We start from the raw sequence: 17392 nt of genomic DNA on the forward strand, positions 1-17392 counted from the left end.
ATATGCAAATATCGTCCGAGGTGTCCGGCTTGGTTAAATGCGGGTGATCTGGACATCGGTACGGCTCTGTCAGACCTCGCTCGTATCCTCACGCCGTGATCGCAACTCAAGGTTCAGACGCGTCCGGGAGTGACGCAGCAGCACTCGCCGCCTGGCTGCCTCGGCCGACGCCCCTCGACATCGGGAGCGGTGGGCGCGAGGACCGGTTACGGATGCTTCGACAGATGCGGTCTGTCTGGGAAGACTTCACCGGGACCCGCCGTGAGCTGATCAAGAAGGAACTCGCAGTGGCCCGGGCCCGGCAGGCCGAGGTCGTCGCTTACTGGAATCGGCACAAGATCACGGTCATGGACCGGTGGGACAACCGTACTCGTGGTCGCGGAGAAATGGCCGTGGCGGACATCCCAGAGGTCGCAGCACAGTGGCACCAAGACAACCTCGTCCATCCCGAGAACGTCTCGGCGACAGCCCAGAGACGCGGCGAGGTCAGTCCGTACATGTGGCAATGCCCCCTCGCCTTCGGCCATGAGCCGTGGCCGGCCTGGCCCAAGGACCGCATTCAGAAGGGTGCAGGATGTCCCGAGTGCCGTCGATTGACCCGGCTCGCGGACCTTCCGACGCTGGCTGCTCAGTACAGTGGACAGACACCAGCGAGTGACATCACCCACGCTTCACACGAGAGTGTGCCGTGGGCCTGCCGAACATGGTCGGTCGATCCAAGCACCGGATTTTGGCAGCTGGTTGAACACTGTTTCGAAGCGGTGATCAAAGAGCGGGCGCTTCAGGGAGACGGCTGTCTGGTGTGCGCGGGGTACGTGATCGACGATACGAACTCCCTGCTCACCTGGTTTCCGGAAATCGCGGACGAGCTGGATGCTCCGGACCTTGACCCGCGTTGGCTACCTACGAGCCAGCACAACATTTCACGGAAGCATGCTGCCGAAGCGGGTGGCGCGGGCACGTACGCGACCCTGCCCTGGAGGCTCCGTCACGGCCACAACTGGGAGGCCACGATCCTCAACCGTGTCCACGGCACCGGCTGCGGCAAGTGCTCGACCTCTGGGATATCGAAGGAGCAGGTCCGGCTGGTGGCTGAGCTGTCGGGACTCATCGACCTTCTAACGCCGACGAGCCGAGATCCGCGGCTGCCGGACGGTGTGCCCGACTTCGCCTCGCACCGTTTGACCGTTCCGCCTGAGCACAAGCCGGCCCACTGGCGCTACAAGGACGTCGAAGTCGACGCGGTCTTCCATCTGCCTCATGGCGTCCGTGTAGGCCTCGAGTACGACGGAGCTTTCCACCACTCGGCCAGACAGAGAGACCGCCGCCAGTACGAGAACGACAAGAGCCGGGTACTTGTTGAAGCAGGGATCCTGGATCTGCTCATCCACGTGAGAATCGGCGATCTACCGGAGATGGAGGCTCCCCACGCTCTGGTCGTAGCGGTACCTGAACGGGCCACGGCCTACCAGCAGGCCAGCGCGGTGGCCTCGGCCCTCTCTGCACGCTTTCCCGAGGCTACGCCGGGCCTGGACGCCTACCTCAACGGTGGCATGGCTCGGCACGAGGCCGCTGCCGATGCCTACATCACTGCGGTATGGGGCGAACTGCGTCCTCCGCGCCGAAAGCCGAAGAAGGCGGCCCCGCCTACACCGCGTCGCCTCTCCCCGACGGCCCCGCATGCAGACAGCCTGCTGTCGCCCGTTTCCGAGCCCTATCGGAATCCGGAAAACCCAGATGAGATCGTCCGCGACTACCGGTGCGGTTGCGGCAATCCCGAGATCATCACTTCGGTCCAGTCTCAGGTCACTTATGGGAACACCCGTAGTTGTGGCTGCCTGGCCACACAGGCCAGGCAGCGTCCGCGACCAGTTATCTCCAAGACTGAGACGCACGCCGTCCGAGCCTGGGCTCAACAGCGGGCGATAGCCATCGGTGGCAGCGGGCGGGTTCCGGACCGGATGACGGCTTCCTTCCGACTTGACCAAGCCGGGCGTGGCGATCTGCTCGGCCCGGATGGGCTGCTTGCCGAGGCGCGCGTTCGTGAGTGGGCAGTGACCGCAGGACTTCAGCTGGGAGCGAGGGGCAGAGTGACCGGAGAGCTCTGGCTCGACTACTCCACGAATGAGCTCGCGGCTGGGGCGCAGATCAAGGAAGCTCCGGATCCGCTCTTCGGCCACTGATCGAAGAAGCAAGGAGCCACGCCTGGTCGGCTAACATGGTCGAAACGGCAGACGAGTCGGGCGGACGGCCGCGTGGAGTCCCCTTAGGGGCTTCCCGAGGAACGTCCGGACTCCACAGGGCAGGGTGGTGGCTAACGGCCACCCGGGGCGACCCGCGGGACAGTGCCACAGAAAACAAACCGCCCAGTGCTCAGGCGCTGGGTAAGGGTGAAACGGTGGTGTAAGAGACCACCAGCGCCTGAGGTGACTCAGGCGGCTAGGTAAACCCCACCCGGAGCAAGGTCAAAAGGAGCCGCTGTAAAAGGCGCTCTGCGCGGACGTTCGAGGGCTGCCCGCCCGAGTCCGCGGGTAGACCGCACGAGGCCGGCGGCAACGCCGGCCCTAGATGGATGGCCGTCTCTCCGGCCGCCGCGAGGCGACCGGGTCACAAAATCCGGCGTACAGCCCGACTCGTCTGCCGCTCCGGGAGGGATTCGCGTCAGCGGGTTTGGCTCAGCCGAAGTCGATGGTCGCTCCGTGCGCATCGATCGGTCGGACGTCGGCGACGACACCATGATCATTACTCGGGATCACCAGGACCTCCCATGTTCCTGGTGATCCTTCCACAGACGGCTTCCTCGCTCACGCGCGCCGCGATGGCCATGGCCGTACGGGACGACAACGACGCCTCGGCCGAACGGATTCTCGCGGCCACCAGCGTCACCCCGACCGACCGGACGCGCGTACTGCCCGGCGTAGCGGCGGTGCAATCGGCGGCATCCAGCGAGCCAGGACATCGTGCGTTCTATGGGCCAACGGTGGTGGCCCAGACGGGGCGAGGAGTCGATGCCTCTACGGGCGATGCGGTGTCTGATGCCACGCCCGCGTAACCATCGCCGCAGGTGGTCGTAGTCGTATCCCTTGTCGGCGTGGAGCTTTCCCGGTCTGCGTCGTCGGCGTCCGCGCCGGGAGCGGATCGGCGATATGCCCTTCACCAGCGGGATCAAGGCCTGACTGTCGTGAAGGTTCGCCCCGAGATTCCGACCGACAGGGGCAGGCCTGTCCGTTCGGTGATTAGGTGGTCTTCGAGCCGTACTTGCCTCGATCCACAGGATTCGGGCCCGTCGGCTCCCCCTTTCAGGGCTCGCATGTTCACCGAGTCGATCGCGCAGCGCGACCAGTCCAGCTCGCCGCAGGAGCCGAGCTCGTCGAGGACCAGGCGATGGAGCCCGGTACAGCCCCTGGCGACTCCTCCGCAAGCTCCGCTGCTCGACGACCCGGGTCACCAGCCTCGTCCAAGCCTCCCCTCCATCCGGCCAACTGCGACTGAGGATGGAACGAGCTCAGTGCCTCATAGGGCGTAGAACATTGTTGTGCATCGAGTAGTCATCCTCAGGTATGCCTACAACCAATGTGACCGGTCCGACGACGCTGGCATCCGGCTATAGCCGGATGTCGCGGGTCCAGGCTTTAGAGCTGCCCGGCGAACCGGTCTTGCATGCGGTGGCGTAGCACCGCCAGACCCAGGCGTTCTTCCAGCGTCGGATTTCGATCTCTGTTCCCTTACACCGCCCGCACTTCGGGGGCCGGGCGAAAGTCTCCGCGTGTTCGTGTGCGAGTAGTTTGCGGGCGAAGTAGCCGCCGTGCATCGTCAGCATGACTTCGCGTGTGTTGCTTTGTGAGAGTGCGTTGAGGCTGCCGAGCATGACGGTGTGTTCGTCGATCACTGCGATTTTCTGGTGCATGACATGGATGGGGACAACGGTCTGGGCGACGGTGCGCAGGTCTGCGATGAGCGCCTGACTGGTCTCTCTTCTTTGGAGTTGGTCGGTGTCGTCCCGGATGAACACGGTGATGCGTACGCCGCGGTCGGCTGCTGCCTTGAGTTCAGGGAGCAGGGAGCGGATCCGGTTGGCCACCCATGGTGCCCAGAGCCACAGGGATTGTTTTGCCTGTCGGATCTCGGTGGTGAAGGTGAGGTAGAAGTCGCGTTCATCGTCGATGTCCGTTACTTCGACGTGCCGGCTGAGGACTTCGGCGAGGGCGATTCCGAACTCCCCGCGATGGGCCGGTGGCGTGTGCGGCGGGGTGATGAGGTGCTTGGCAGGCAGTACCCGGACACCGTGGGTGCCGACCAGGGCGTCGAGTTCCGCCAGGGCTGTTCCCGGCCGGGCCCCGCTGACTCGTTGCCCGCTGGCGATGACGTAGAGGCGGGTTCTGACGCGGGTAACAGCGACGTTGAAAAGGCGCACGCCGTTGCGTCTCCACTCGTCTGCGCCGGGCTGGCGGTGGGCGAGAGCCATCCAGAGTTCGCGGCTGTCTGCGTTGCCTTCCACGGTGTCGAAGATGACGACGTCGAACTCCCGGCCCTGGAACCTGTGTGCCGTTCCGACTTCGGCCAGCGGACGGCCACTGGAACCTTCGACATCTCGTAGTGCTTCCAAGGTGGCTTCGGCCTGGACCCCGTAAGGGGTGACGATCCCTGCCTCCTCGCCCTGTTCGCGGTGCAGTTCCACCAGAGCCCGCGCGAGGAGAGAGCCGGCGGGCCACCAGCCTTTCCGGCTGCCGGTCAAGTGGGCTCGGGCCAGCTCGTGCAGGCCGTCGGTGTCGATCAGCACGATCTCGGGATCGCTGTCGGGCCGCTCCGCAAGCGTCTGGGAGCCGCCGCGCAGCATTCCCCCGTAGGCGAGACCGTTGGCCAGTTTCATCACGGCAGGGCCGAAGCGATGCTGTTCGGTCAAGGTGACGCAGGCCGGGTGTGCCTGGGCATCCGTGGGTTCGTAGATGCCGCAGTGCTGAAAGACGTCGGGGAGCAGCCAGCGTTTGATGTCGTCGCGTTCCTGCTCCTTGAGCCCGCTCGGGATGACCGGGCCAAGCTGCATGAAATCGCCGAGCAGGACGGCAGCCCTACTGGCTTTGCCGGTGGCCAGGAGCACCTCGGGCAGAGCGGCTGCGCCGGCCTCATCGACCAGGACGACGTCGTAAGGGCCTTCGAAGACGGCCCGATTGGAACGGAACCGGGCCAGTGTGGTGGCGACCAGCTTGGCGCTCTTGATGATCTCGCCCTGGGCGTTGCGGGCCAGCCGCTCGTATTCCTCCTGGGTGTTCTGGTACTGCTGCTCCAGCTGCGGCTTACGGGCGCTGTCGGCGGCCACAAGTGGACGGAGGCGTTCGGCCCGGTCGTGCAGGGTCGGCCAGTTCTTCTTCGCGGCCTGTTCGGTCAGCGTCTGGGCCTGCTGCGCTGCGACAGCCGCCGCAGTAGCCTGATTCTTTTCCCGCTCGGCCGAGGTACACAGTCTGTGTGCCCGCTCTGTTGCCGCCCGTGTGGCGTCGGCCTCTCTGTCGAGGTGCCGGATCTGTTCCCGGCTGAGCGGGACGGAGTCGGACAGCGCCGTGATTTTGGCATCGAATGCAGAGACCCGGGCGGCGGCGGTATGGTGCGCGTCCACGGACTGCTGACGCGCTGCCTCCGCCTGCTCTTCGGCGTCAGCCAGTTGCTCCTGGAGTGCGACCAGCTTCTCGCGCGCACGCCAGCGGGCCACCGACCCCTTCGCCTCCCACTGCTTCACCTGATTCCGCAGGGGCCGGCACTCCTCAGCGGCCAGTAACGCATCAGCTGCTCGGTGTTCTGCAGCCTGCCGGACCCTGGCCGACTCGTCGCAGAGCCGGTCCACCTCGCGCCATACCTCGCGCGAGGGCTCTGCTGCAGCAGCCCGGTCCGACGCCACCTTCGCCGCCCCCGCAGTTTCGGCCATGCCACGAGCGGCATGCGCGTACCGGTCGTCGGCCGCGTCGCTGCGGGCCAGTGCAGAGGCCAGGTCCTGACCGGGCGTGCGCAGCAGTTGCAGTGCAGCGAAGTATGCGGCCGCGTCGAACCCGGCGAGTGCAGCGTCCATGGCGGCAAGTTGACCGGCGCGGTCGCGGATTTCGACCAGCTCAGCCTCCACGGCGCTACGGCGCTGAGCCGTCTGCGCTAATCGGCTTCGGACCATGAGCGGCAGCGACACCGAAGGGTCTTCCGCCACCTCTTTAAGATGCGGCGGGCCCACACGGACGATTTCACCCGGACTGTGGCGCTTCTCCCGCACCACCCCGAGCAGGGCGTTATCCACAGCGACATTGGTCGCAGAGACCAGCAGCACCCGCTCGCCCCGCGCGATCAGGTCACCGATGGCGCGTTTGAGGACCGTGGTCTTACCGGTCCCCGGCGGCCCCCACACCAGATGAACCCCCTCACCTAGGCACGCCCGGTAGGCGTCTGCCTGGGCCGGGTGGAAACCAGGAGGGTCCGGCTCCGCTCCCGGAGCCCCGCCGATACTGCGGGCTGCCAGGGCCGCGGCCAGCGGGTGTTCGCCCAGTTGGGCGATGCCGTCGCGCAGGGCCTCGATGAGGAAGGTGGGCGGCTGCTTCAGCATCCACAGGTGGGCGTCGGTGATGTCGGCGAACTCGGCCACACGCAAGGTGAGCAGGGACCCGTTCTGCACCGTCTCGGAGACGCCGAAGCCGTCCTTCTCGATGGCCCTGTCATCAGGCCCGGCCAGCCGCAGGCTGTCCAACTGGTCCGGCCCGATGTCAGTGCCGCGCAAGTCCACAGCGTACTGGCCGGGTTCACCGGTCCGGGCCGCCCGCCCGATCCGCTGCCAGCGCGCTGTTCTCCCTGCGCCTCCCTCCAAGGCGATCCATTCGCCGAGTGCCGCCGTGATCTCCTCACGCCACCCCACGTACCGTCCCCCAGCCCTGCCCCGCTTCGGACTGGCAGACCTACCCAGTCACACGGTGCAACATGCCCGGCTCGGTTGGTGGCCAACGGGCGGCTCGGTGCTTGTCAGTACTTGGGCCGAGCATCAGGCGACCTATGTGACGTAAAGCCAGGAAGCGCAGACCTAATTGTCCGCGAGTTCACAATCGCCCGCCGTGTACTCCACGACGAGCGGGCTTGCCACTACGCACCGGGAAGTGGTGTAGGTGCGAGGGATGAGCCCAGTGACTCGCGCATACCCGGTCATCACAGCGGAGGTGTCGATGCTGTCGTCCGCGTCATCCAGTGCGTGCAGCAGCTCATGCACGGCTTGGCCATGCAGGCGCGCTGCTGTCGGGCGTGAGATCTGATCGGTCGGCGCCGTGTCACGGTGTCTGATGAGTGCGTCGACGACCTGCCCGGCCTTTGCTATGAAAGCGCTGCCCAAGCTGGAGGCCGAGTTCATCGAGTCCGGTGCGACACCTTCGACCGGCATCGCATTCCAGCCGCGCAGATGTTGGACCGACCCATGCATCAACAGGCGGCAGCGCTCGTCGGTGCTCCCTTCAGTTGCCGGCTCCACGAACAGGACGAGGTCCTGGTGTGTGTCGCTGAACGTCACGCAGCGCAGCGGCGCTTCGAACTGCACTCACTGGCCAGGTCGTAGCCGGGGCTCCGTGTACCAGTCCGCAAGAAGCGCAACGTGTTTGTGCACCTCACGTAGGTGCCGTAGTTGACTTTGCTCGGTATCCACAGCTGGCGTGTCCATGTCGACGCCGCCTAGAGGTGTGGTCAGGCGAAGCGCACCCATACGCGCGGTACGCCGCGGCTCAGGGACGAACTGCCGCAGTTTGCTGTCCGACAAGTAGACGATCTCGCGCAAGGGACGCCCCGTCCGGTGAGCTGGCGATGACAGGAGCCATCCTGCCAGCGCCCACTGACAGTGGCCGACGCCGCACGATCGCTCTGCCTATTCCTCCAGCTGACAGCGGCGTGTGCGAGCTGGCCCGATAATGAGCAGGCATGCACCTTACGCCGCGATGTCTGGGGGGACGTCATGGAAGATCGGCTTGAGACGGGTTCGGAACTGCATCGACTCAACGAGCAAGTTGAGGACATAGGTAAAGGTCAGACCCGTCATGAGGGGAGACTGGGAGACTTCGAGGATGAGCTTCTCGGTGTTCGAGCTGAGGTCGTCAGGCTTGGCAGCGAGGTCTCGGAAGTGCGTCAGGAGATCGAAGGACTAGAGGATACGGTCTCCGATACTCGCCAGATGCTCGACACATTTATTGAACAGTACGGCCGTGACAGAGAAGTGGCGAAAGCCCAGGCCGAACTGTCCCGCTTGACGACCCAGTGGCATGCGGACTTCGGACAGCGCAAGCAGACCCGTGCCCTGGCGCGCGGGCTGGTTCATACCCTCACTGCCCATGCTGTCTACAGGACTGTGGTCAGCTCAGCTGCGGTGCGTGCCTGTACCGAAGAGCGGATGCTCCTCGAACCGACATACTGGCTGGCTCCGGCTGCGATGGCGGTCGCAGCGAAGTTCCGCGATGAAGGTGAGCGCGGCGAGAGTGCGCAGGCACATGCACGCATGCTGGATGCTGCCAAGGCCGACCTCTTCTTCTCGCTGACGTGCTCGCGCTTCGGAGACGAGACGCAAGCGGCTGCATGGATGGACATGTACCTCCAGTCACTCGACCCTCAGGAACTCGGCCAGGACTTCTTCGTCGTCCTGGATGCCATTGCGAGCAAGGAACTGGGCGACGAGGCGCTCGGATATGCCCAGCGGGCGATGGCGGGATGGAACCGGAGCATCCTCCAGTTCCCCGGTGATAAGCATGCATTCGCTGACGTGCGTGGTGGTGAGCAGTGGCAGACTCGCCTGGAGAACCTGCGGCGGCGGATGGCCAAGAAGCAATACTCGGCGCTGCATAGAACGAGCGGAAACCAGTGGGACGGACTTCGCCTTGGGTGGGAACTCGCGACCGTGCCCGACCAGACCCTGGCTTACCTCGTGCACATGTTCCCTGACGGACCCGACGGAGTCGACTGGCCCATCAAGGATGGCCGCTACGTGGATAGGGCCCTGGAACGCCTGATCAACCAGCTTGAACCCGACGAAGCAGACATGCGGGCGAAGATGCGGCGACTGGAGCAAGTCATCGCGCATGACGGAGACCTTGAAGCCGTCGGACAGGCGCACGAGTCGCCCTTCAGCCCCGATGCCGATCCCGTGACGTTCATGACGCTCCTTGATCAGGCCGTCTTCGAACCGGATGAAGCCCGGCTCGGCCCGCCGGCTCGCCGCATGGCCCTTCGCGCCATTTGGTCAACCCTGGAAAACGCCGCCAACCGGATCGTCGCAGAGTCCCGGCAGCATCTTCCCCAGCGCATCACGCTAAGTGTTGCGGACTGGTCGTGCACTGTTTCGACGGACCCGGAGCTGTTTCCAGATCCGGACCCGCTCCTTCGTGACCTTGCCGCGCACATTACGCGGCAGACACAGGTCCAGTCAGAGGCGGTCGTGCGGAGATGGCCACGCGTCTGCGGTGCGCTAGCGATGGGAGGAGTCAGCGGGTTGTTGGTGGTGCCGTTTGTTGACGAAGCGTGGCGAGGGTTCTTCACGCTCCTCGCCATCGGCATGGTCGCGTGGGTTGTATGGGAAATCTGCGGTGTTCCGCTCCGAAGGAAGCAGGTACACGAGCAGGGTGACCGGTTGCGCAACGACTCCGTCGCGACCTTGGCCAAGGCGCTCGCCCAAGGCAAGGACTTCTTCGAGGAATGGCATGAGGCCATGGAAGGACTGTCAGACCTCACCTCGTGGGGAGGGCATCCCAACTCGAACTGACCACCGGATCACACGACCCTACCGAGGGCACAGAAAAGGAACATGAGTGGACACCTCCAAGCTGATCGGCGGCCGTTACAGGCCGAAGGAACGGCTCGGCAGCGGCGCCATGAGTGAGGTATGGACAGCCGAAGACCTCAATCTGGGCCGGACCGTGGCTCTCAAAATCGTCGCGGGGCGACGTATGACCCAGCCCGGAGCCCGCACAGAGCTTGCTCAGCCGACAGCGCGAGGGGTCAAACGTGAGGGCGTGGCCATGGCGAGGGCCATGCATGCAAACATCGCACACATCTATGACGCCGGTGAACACGACGGCGAGCTCTACATTGCTATGGAGTACGTCAAGGGACAATCACTTGCCGAACACCTGAAGACGGGGCCACCCCTACCCCTTGAACGAACCGTACGGTGGACGCGTCAGATCTGCGAAGGCCTCAGCGCAGCGCACACTGCGCAAGTGATCCACCAGGACATCAAGCCCGGCAACATCATGATCACGCTTCAGGGCGACGTGAAGATCGTGGACTTCGGACTGGCCCTTCTCGCCGACCTCACTCAGTCCCGCACCAGTGCCGGCACCCCGCTCTACATGGCACCAGAGCGGTGGGACGGAGAGCCCGGCAGCCGACGCAGCGACCTGTACTCCACAGGGTGCGTCCTGTACGAGATGCTGACAGGGCGTCCACCCTTCGGCACCTCTGATGACGACCCCATGACCGTGGGCAGGATGCATCAGGACGATGCGCCGGCACCTCCGAGTGCCCATCGTCCCGGCGTGCCCGCTCAGCTGGACTCCATCGTCCAGACACTGCTGGCCAAGGACCCGGCGCAGCGCCCGCAGAGCGCAGAAGCGGTTGCCCAAGCTGTGAGCAAAACGCAGCGTGTGCTGGATATTGCAGCCGCGGACGACGAGATCAGACGAGCAGACCCGCCTGATACGCATGACCGCGATGCTGGCTTCTCCGAGCGTATCCGCGACCTGGACCGCTACATCTTTGATCTGGAGCTCCGGTATAGAGCGAGCGCACCGTTGGTGATCGAAGCACGCGGAGAGCACGCCGAACTCACAGGCCGGTCAGGCGATACCCGAGGAGCAGCCGCCCTGTACGACCGGCTCGGCCATGACTGTCAAAACTTCTTCGGACCTTATGACGTGCGGGCACTCAACGCGTTCGAGGGCGTCGCACGGTGGATTGCGAGATCGGGCGCACGCTACGAGCCCTAAAGATCGTGTACAGCCCGCTCAGGGGTCAGCGGTTTGTCTTCGTCACGCTCACCGGTCGGATGGCCAGGACAGTGCCGTCCTGGTGGATGCTGACCGGGCCACCCCAGTCGCTGTCCCAGCCGGTGCGGGGCAGTGACGACCTGCGGTTGTGTGTTTGCGCGCGCCACTGCGCTACCTGAGGCCCCTGGGTGGCGCCTCTTCCCGCCAGGTACTCGAAGAGGTCTTTCTCGACGCCGGAGAAGGCCTCCACGTGAGTTCCGTTGAGCCGGAAGATGTGGTCTGTTCCGGCGAACTCGTCACCGAGCAGAGTGTGGGCGATGTCCTGCACGCTGCCGGCGGAGGGGTGCTCAAATGTCTTGAAGAACTCGCTGCCCTGCCGCTTCGTGAGCAGTCGCGCGGTGGCGCGCCCTGATCCAGCGAATGCCATCAGGCCCGCAGCGTCAGTGTGGGCCAGTGTCTCCTGGAACCAGGCGAAATGCTCTGCTCGGACCTGGCAGCCGGGCAGAGGGTCGAGTGTCTGGTCTTCCCCGGTGGGGCGCTCGATGCCGGGGAAGTGATTCTTCTGTTGCGGGGGTTGGTCCAGGTCCAGGTCCGCGGCATCCGCTCCCGTTGGAAGATCGAGACGTGAACCATCGCCCGGCGCATGCAGGGCATGGACGGTGACCGGCCCATCCAGAGGGAGCTCGGTGCTGAACAACAACCCAGGTGTCTGGTTCCACGCCCCGACGTGCAGGCCGTCGACGTGTGCCGCGCATGAGGCCAACTGGTCGTGCGAAACACCGGCTCCGCTGTGGTTGCCCTTGCACGCGATCGGGATGATCACAGACGGCAGCGACGGCTTCCACACTTCCGCCAGGAAGTGAGGCCGATAGCGGTAGCCGACACTTGCGCTCTTGTCATCCTTCGTATCTCTCTCGGCGGCGGTCAGTGCCCAGCCAGCCCGCAGGGCTGTGTCGGAATGAACGACGGACACGCTGTAGCCGGGAAAACGGTTGCGCAGGATGTGCTCTGCCAGCACGAGAGCGAAGGCCTGGCCCAGTTCCTCGGACTGCAGTGTTTTGTAGTGCCTGGCGATCTGCCGCCCCTCCGAGGACAGCCACAGCAACGATCCCTTCCCCGCCTGCAGCGCCTGGATGTACTTCAGGCTGCCCCAGTGCTCAGCGAGTCCGCGTGCCGCACCGCGCCGAGTGAGCACCATGCCTCGCGCGAGACGGTGCAGCAGCCCGATGTACGGCAACCGAACCGAACTCTGCAACTCGGCGTCAGGCAGGGCTTGCAGCCCTTGTTTGCGCCGGAGCAAAGGCGGCATCTCCTTGCGCGCCTTGCCTTCGTTCTCGGCCTCCTCGGCCTTCCGCTCACGTTCCCGATGCTTCTTGCTGTCGTCGCTGTGAGCAGCCACGTCGACGCTGCCGGCCAGGGCGCTCTTGGAGTCGGTGGCCACCGTGACCGGCTGTAGCAGTTGCTTCAGCACGTCGGTTGCACTCGGCGCGTCTTCCATGAGGCACCCTCCACTCGCACGGTTCCCACGGACAAGGGTGTCCGGGCGGCGCCTTGGGCTGCCAGACGGCAACTGAACAATGGCCTGAATTATCAGACCTCAGCATCGTTTGGGTAGCTCAGGGCGACGCTGGCCGGTGATTCGTTCGCTCTCGCTTCTGTGGCCGAAGGCGAGGGTGAACGCGGTCACCGTGGCGTTTTCCACTGCGAGCGGGGATGAGCGTAGGTGTCCCAGGTCTCGGAGAACTCTGCGTGCCGGGACAACGCCTGGACGGTCTTTGGGTCGTGGTGTCCGCGGGCGCCCAGGGTGCCCGTGTAGAAGTGCTTCAGGTCATGGAACCGTGTCCCTTCAGGGAGACGGGCCAGCCTGCATGCTTCCGCCTTTGTCGTGAAAGTCGCTGTACAGGACCGGTCTGCCGAACCGGTCTCGACGACGGCCGAACGATTAGCCGACGCCGACACAGGCCATCCATCCACTGGATGAACTGCATCAGGACATTGGATGAGCCACCGGATTCCCACCAGGAGGCTGATGCCGCAAGGTGGCGAAAACCGAACGGCAGATGCAATGTGCGGGGCAGAAGACGGTCCTGCTTCGGTACGCGCCGCCGACACCGATGTCCTGTCAGCGAGCCGTGGGACAGCACTCGTAGATGAGAACGACGTCTTGCCCTGCTACCTCGCCCACGTCGTAAGGCCGCGGCAGCCGCCAGTGTCCTTACGGCCCTGGCCCTTGTCCTGGTGACACGGGTCGGCGCCACCGGTTCCGTGGCCGCGTCCGGTTCAGGCGCCCGCTCCGGCGCGGCGACGGTCCGCGCCCGCCAGGAACGCCACCCTGTACAACTTCGCCCCGCGCGACCTGGGCGGCGATGACGGGCTGTCGCCCTCGCCCGCCGCTCCGCTGCGCTACGGCGCTCCCACGCGGCCCTGTTGCTGATGCGCCGCGGGCGGTCGGCCGGGGGTGGGGCCGCTGCTCGACCGCAGGTCTACGACTCGAGGCCTTCGAGGAGGGCTTCCAAGTGCGGAGCATGTAGCAAGCCTCGTCGGCGAGGGCGGGATCGTGCCCTCCGCGCTGGAGCTCCTCGCGATGGCAGGACAGGGGTTGGTCTTGCCAGAGACAGCCCGCTGTAGTGGCGTGGCGTGGGTAGTCGTCGAATCGGGACTCATGGCTAGGGGCAGCTCCCAGGGCGGGGCGACGCCAACTGCTCAGGTCAGCGGCTGCCGGCGTTTGAACACGCCGTTGGCCTTCGTTCCTGCTTCCAGCTCTTCAGGCAGCTCAGCGGCACAGACCAGCTCTTGTCAGTGTCTGGTGATACACATTCCACTAGCCATCGTGAATCAAGCCGGTAGAATTGATTCAGAAGGAGGTGCTACGTGGATCTTAAGCTTGTGGGGGAGCGGATCCGCCGCGAACGCGAACGGGCTGGGCTCAGCCAGCGCGACCTCGCTGCTCGCGCTCACCTCTCCCAGCCAACCTTGACTCGCATCGAAAACGGCGCCCGCGCCAGCGTCACGCTCGCTGAGCTAGATCGCCTCGCGGTCGCCCTGGATGTTCCTGTGCGGCTGCTGACCAGCGGGAATCCTGTCCGCAGCAGAGTCCGCATCGCGGCGAGGGCCAACGACGTGGTGAATGAGGAGCGCGAAGAGGCCCTGCGGCACACGCTTGAAGTGCTTGAGCTCGATGCCCGCCTGGACAAGCTCGGGACTGCCGCAGCCCAGCAGCGCAAGCCGGACGGTTTTCTGCCCGTGCCGGACGAGCGGCTGCCACGGGAGCAGCAGGCCAGAGAGCTGGCCCAGCAGGTACGGACGGCTCTCAACCTCGGCAGTGCACCGATCGCTGACGTGGATGAGCTGATCGAGCAGCTCACCGGCGTCGACACAGCAGTGCTGCAGTTGCCGAAGACAACGGACGGATTCACGGCCACAGATCCAGAGCGTGAGACCACACTCATTGCGGTCCGCGCCTGCGACGTCCCCGAACGCCAGCGGTTCAGCTTCGCTCACGAGCTTGGGCACCTGCTGTGGAATGACGGCGCCCAAGTACATGAGCTAGACGATGGACGAACTCCGGGAGAGCGGCGATGCGATGCCTTCGCCCGCCACCTCTTGGCTCCAGAGGAAGGAATCAAGACCTGGCTAGCAGCCGAGAAGCTCCCTGAAAATTCCCGTATAAACGAACGCACGGTCGCGCTCCTAGCGCGCCACTTCCGCGTCAGCTTCATCGTCATCCTCATCCAGCTCGAATCAATGATGCTGATCACGGAAAGGCAGAAAAAGGAGCTGCGAGGTCCGACCGGAGCTCAGCTGGCACAGCGATATGGCTGGGGGCCGGCATATAAACAAGAACAGGCAGCCGCTGAAGCGGTAAGGGCCCCACGGCGTATCCTTGAACGCGCTGTAGAAGCGTACCGCCAGAACATCATTGGAGTCCGCGCTCTGGCCATGCTTGAAGGGCGCAGCCCGGAAGAAGCGGAAGCCAGACTCAGGGAAGCTGGCATACTTCCCAGCCCTCCGAACCCCAAGCGCGCTAATCTCTCACGGTTGGTTGCCCGCGGGATGGCGAAGGACTAGTAGAGTAGTCCCGGCGGAGGCATCGAAGGGGTGGGGGATTGCCCGAGGAGCAGATAGAAGCATCCAGCGAGGATGCTTCGCTGGAGCAACGGGAACCTGTCTGCATTCTGGACGCGGTTATCTGCGTGCACTTCGTCGGCGCAAACCTCCAACGTCTTCTCGTAGACGTGCTGCGGAGGGCTGACCTGGTACTCCTCGTGCCGCAGGAAGTCTGCGACGAGGTCGCACGCAAGGACCGGAAGTACCAGGGGATCAAGCTCAGATGGACACGCTTCACAAACAGTGACTGCGTCGAGGTCCTCCCGGAACTCCAGGCCCAGTCCGCCCCGGACCGTGTGGTTGAGGTCTTCGTGGAGGTGCGAGGCCGTCAACTCGAAGATGCACTCCGGGAGTCGAAAGATCTCGGTGAGGCAGTCGTGGTAGCTCACGGAGTGCACTACCAGGACCAGGGGCACGAGGTCCTGGTCGCCATCGATGACCAAGGCGGCCAGGCCCTCGCAGCAGAGCGCGATCTCCAGATCATCACCGTGGAAGACGTTCTGGGACTTGCCGTCGAATTCGGAAAATTCTCAACCGAAGGTGATCTTAAGAAGGCCTACGAAAAGCTCCGGAAATTCGGAGACGGGCTGCCGTCTTATAGATATACGCCCCTGCCGATTCGTTTCAAGGAGTGGCGGGCGCGCAACGCAGGAGAGTAGTCTCGGTCGGCATCGTGGGATGGCTGCGCCGGGTCAAAGTAAATTTCCCCATTTGTTGCCGGTAGGGCGTTGGTTTCATCTAATCCTTTTCGTAGCGGCTGAAAAATAATCCGTTCTATCTGTCCGGTGGGTGTGGCAGGCGTATGAAAGCCGCCTTGGTCTCCCGGTGAGCAAGGCGGACATCGTCTGGTCGGTCGGCTGCCACCAGACTCCGGGGTGACCAGTACCCGTTAGCCTCGCCGTTTCAGTTGGGGTTGCTGGGCGGCTGAGCGAGTTTGTTTGAGGCCGTGTCGGCCGGTGGACATGGTGAGAGCCCGACGCGGGGTCGGGTTCTCCAAGGTCCTTGAGTCGAGGTGGGCGGGGACAGCGAGTCAGCTGGCGGGGCGGGGCAATGCGGCCAGGCGGTGGAACGCGGCCGCGAGTTCATGTCGCCAGGGCCAGGTCGCTGATATCCGAAGGTGGAGGCGGCGGCCGCCCCGGGTGATCCGGGCGGCGACGTGCAGGATCCGGTAGCGGAGTTTCTTGGGTTCGGCAGCCGCGAGTTCGCCGTCCAGCAGGAGGACGCGGGTCCAGGCGAGGAGGTCGATCGCATAGACGACCCGGAGCGTCGTGCGGGAGATGCCCGCTCCCTCCGCCGTTTGCCGCTCGCTGGCGTGATGCATAGGGCCACCCGCGATCTCCGCGAAGTTCAGATGCGCCCGCAGCACCCGCAAGGCGGTCCGGCCACGCTCCCCGCGCCAGGGCGTCGTCTCGATCTGGTCCCGCAGTGCGGCGAGAACCTCGTACGCGTGCTGGCGCGACTCCAGGACCCTCGTGCTGCTCACCGCGGCTGAGGCGCTGGCCCAGACCCGGCGGATGTAGTCCAGGGCGCGCGCCTGCCCAGAGCGCAGCGCGATGTGCCGGGCGTGCCGTCCGCCCTCGTGATCGGGGTGGAGCAGCAGCCGGGTCAGCTCGTCGACGGCGCCGCCGGCGCGGGCAACATGGCAGGCGATGGCCGCCGTGATCCGGTGCCCGTGCTCGGCCGCGCCTTGACGGTCCGCGCGCAGGACTACGGTCCGGCCGTCGGAGGAGAGCATGCTGTAACTGCCCGCCGCGTAGCGGCCGGTGAGGTCCCCGAGCAGAATGAGATCGGCTGCAGCCGTAGGCAGTTGGTGAAGGCCCAGTCGCTCGCCTGGGTGAAATGGCCGTCGGGGAGAGCCTGTCTGGTGGGTGCTGTGTGGCACTGTGGAGCCGTCCCGCAAGGACAGAGACGCCACCCAGGCCCGCTAAAACCACGGGTGGTGTCCGGTACCGACCTCCAATCGGTGCCAGCGAAGCCTCCAGGATGGCCATCCTGGAGGCATTCGTATGCCTGGCTCCGATGGTGGAGGCAGGCGTCCCCATCGCGGCTCGACCGAGATCGATTCCGAGTGCCGTCAGCGGGTACACAGCCTGATCAACGCCGTCTGACCTGGGCCGACTCGGACCAAAACAGAGGGCGATTGCCTCTGATTGGCTCCGAGCAGCTCGGTTCGAATCGGGGTCGAATCAGAGCGGTTTCCTCTGACTGCCTCCGGTCGCCTCTGCAACCCGACCTAGCAGGTCACAGCCGATACGACTCGCAAAAGCGCAGGTCAGAAAGGTGCTCCAGGAATACCCGGCGTACAGCCC

At 64.9% G+C, this 17392-nt stretch carries 7 protein-coding genes, 1 other RNA gene and 3 pseudogenes; 6 read left to right on the plus strand and 5 right to left on the minus strand.

Annotation, left to right across the window (positions count from 1 at the left end):
- The first annotated feature begins 212 nt into the window (after positions 1–212).
- Both ACFWN1_RS22985 and rnpB read left to right on the plus strand, forming a co-directional pair.
- Positions 213–2183, plus strand: a complete 1971-nt coding sequence (locus ACFWN1_RS22985) for a zinc-ribbon domain-containing protein (protein WP_384364942.1) — start codon at positions 213–215, stop codon at positions 2181–2183.
- Positions 2184–2235: 52 nt separating this feature from the next.
- Positions 2236–2640: RNase P RNA component class A (gene rnpB, locus ACFWN1_RS22990), an RNA gene on the plus strand.
- 277 nt (positions 2641–2917) lie between these two features.
- Here rnpB and ACFWN1_RS22995 read toward each other — a convergent pair.
- The 3 genes and pseudogenes from ACFWN1_RS22995 to ACFWN1_RS23005 all read right to left on the minus strand — a co-directional run.
- Positions 2918–3408 (minus strand): annotated as a pseudogene (locus ACFWN1_RS22995) (IS5 family transposase); the annotation flags it as partial.
- 196 nt (positions 3409–3604) lie between these two features.
- Entirely contained in the window at positions 3605–6754 is a 3150-nt protein-coding gene (locus ACFWN1_RS23000; RefSeq protein ID WP_384364961.1) for an AAA domain-containing protein, read from the minus strand.
- A gap of 291 nt (positions 6755–7045) precedes the next feature.
- A pseudogene (locus ACFWN1_RS23005) lies at positions 7046–7783 on the minus strand (SAVMC3_10250 family protein).
- A 174-nt stretch (positions 7784–7957) separates the two neighbouring features.
- Between ACFWN1_RS23005 and ACFWN1_RS23010 the strand changes: the two are divergent.
- Positions 7958–9751 (plus strand): hypothetical protein, encoded by a 1794-nt coding sequence (locus tag ACFWN1_RS23010; RefSeq protein WP_384364945.1) that lies wholly within the window; start codon positions 7958–7960, stop codon positions 9749–9751.
- 46 nt (positions 9752–9797) lie between these two features.
- On the plus strand, positions 9798–10976 hold the full coding sequence (locus ACFWN1_RS23015; protein WP_384364948.1) for a serine/threonine-protein kinase: 1179 nt from the start codon (positions 9798–9800) through the stop codon (positions 10974–10976).
- Between the two features lie 25 nt (positions 10977–11001).
- On the opposite strand, the gene ACFWN1_RS23020 is transcribed toward ACFWN1_RS23015, so the two are convergent.
- Entirely contained in the window at positions 11002–12474 is a 1473-nt protein-coding gene (locus ACFWN1_RS23020) for a hypothetical protein (RefSeq protein WP_384364952.1), read from the minus strand.
- Between the two features lie 1373 nt (positions 12475–13847).
- Between ACFWN1_RS23020 and ACFWN1_RS23025 the strand changes: the two genes are divergently transcribed.
- The gene (locus tag ACFWN1_RS23025; RefSeq protein ID WP_384364955.1) at positions 13848–15044 is read left to right on the plus strand and encodes a helix-turn-helix domain-containing protein; all 1197 of its coding nucleotides are present in this window, start codon (positions 13848–13850) and stop codon (positions 15042–15044) included.
- A gap of 38 nt (positions 15045–15082) precedes the next feature.
- Complete coding sequence (locus ACFWN1_RS23030) at positions 15083–15742, plus strand: hypothetical protein (RefSeq protein WP_384364958.1); 660 nt, start codon at positions 15083–15085, stop codon at positions 15740–15742.
- 371 nt (positions 15743–16113) lie between these two features.
- Here ACFWN1_RS23030 and ACFWN1_RS23035 read toward each other — a convergent pair.
- Positions 16114–16332, minus strand: a pseudogene (locus ACFWN1_RS23035) (transposase); the annotation flags it as partial.
- Between the last annotated feature and the right edge of the window lie 1060 nt (positions 16333–17392).

It is taken from the genome of Streptomyces sp. NPDC058459 (assembly GCF_042721685.1).
GTDB lineage: Bacteria > Actinomycetota > Actinomycetes > Streptomycetales > Streptomycetaceae > Streptomyces.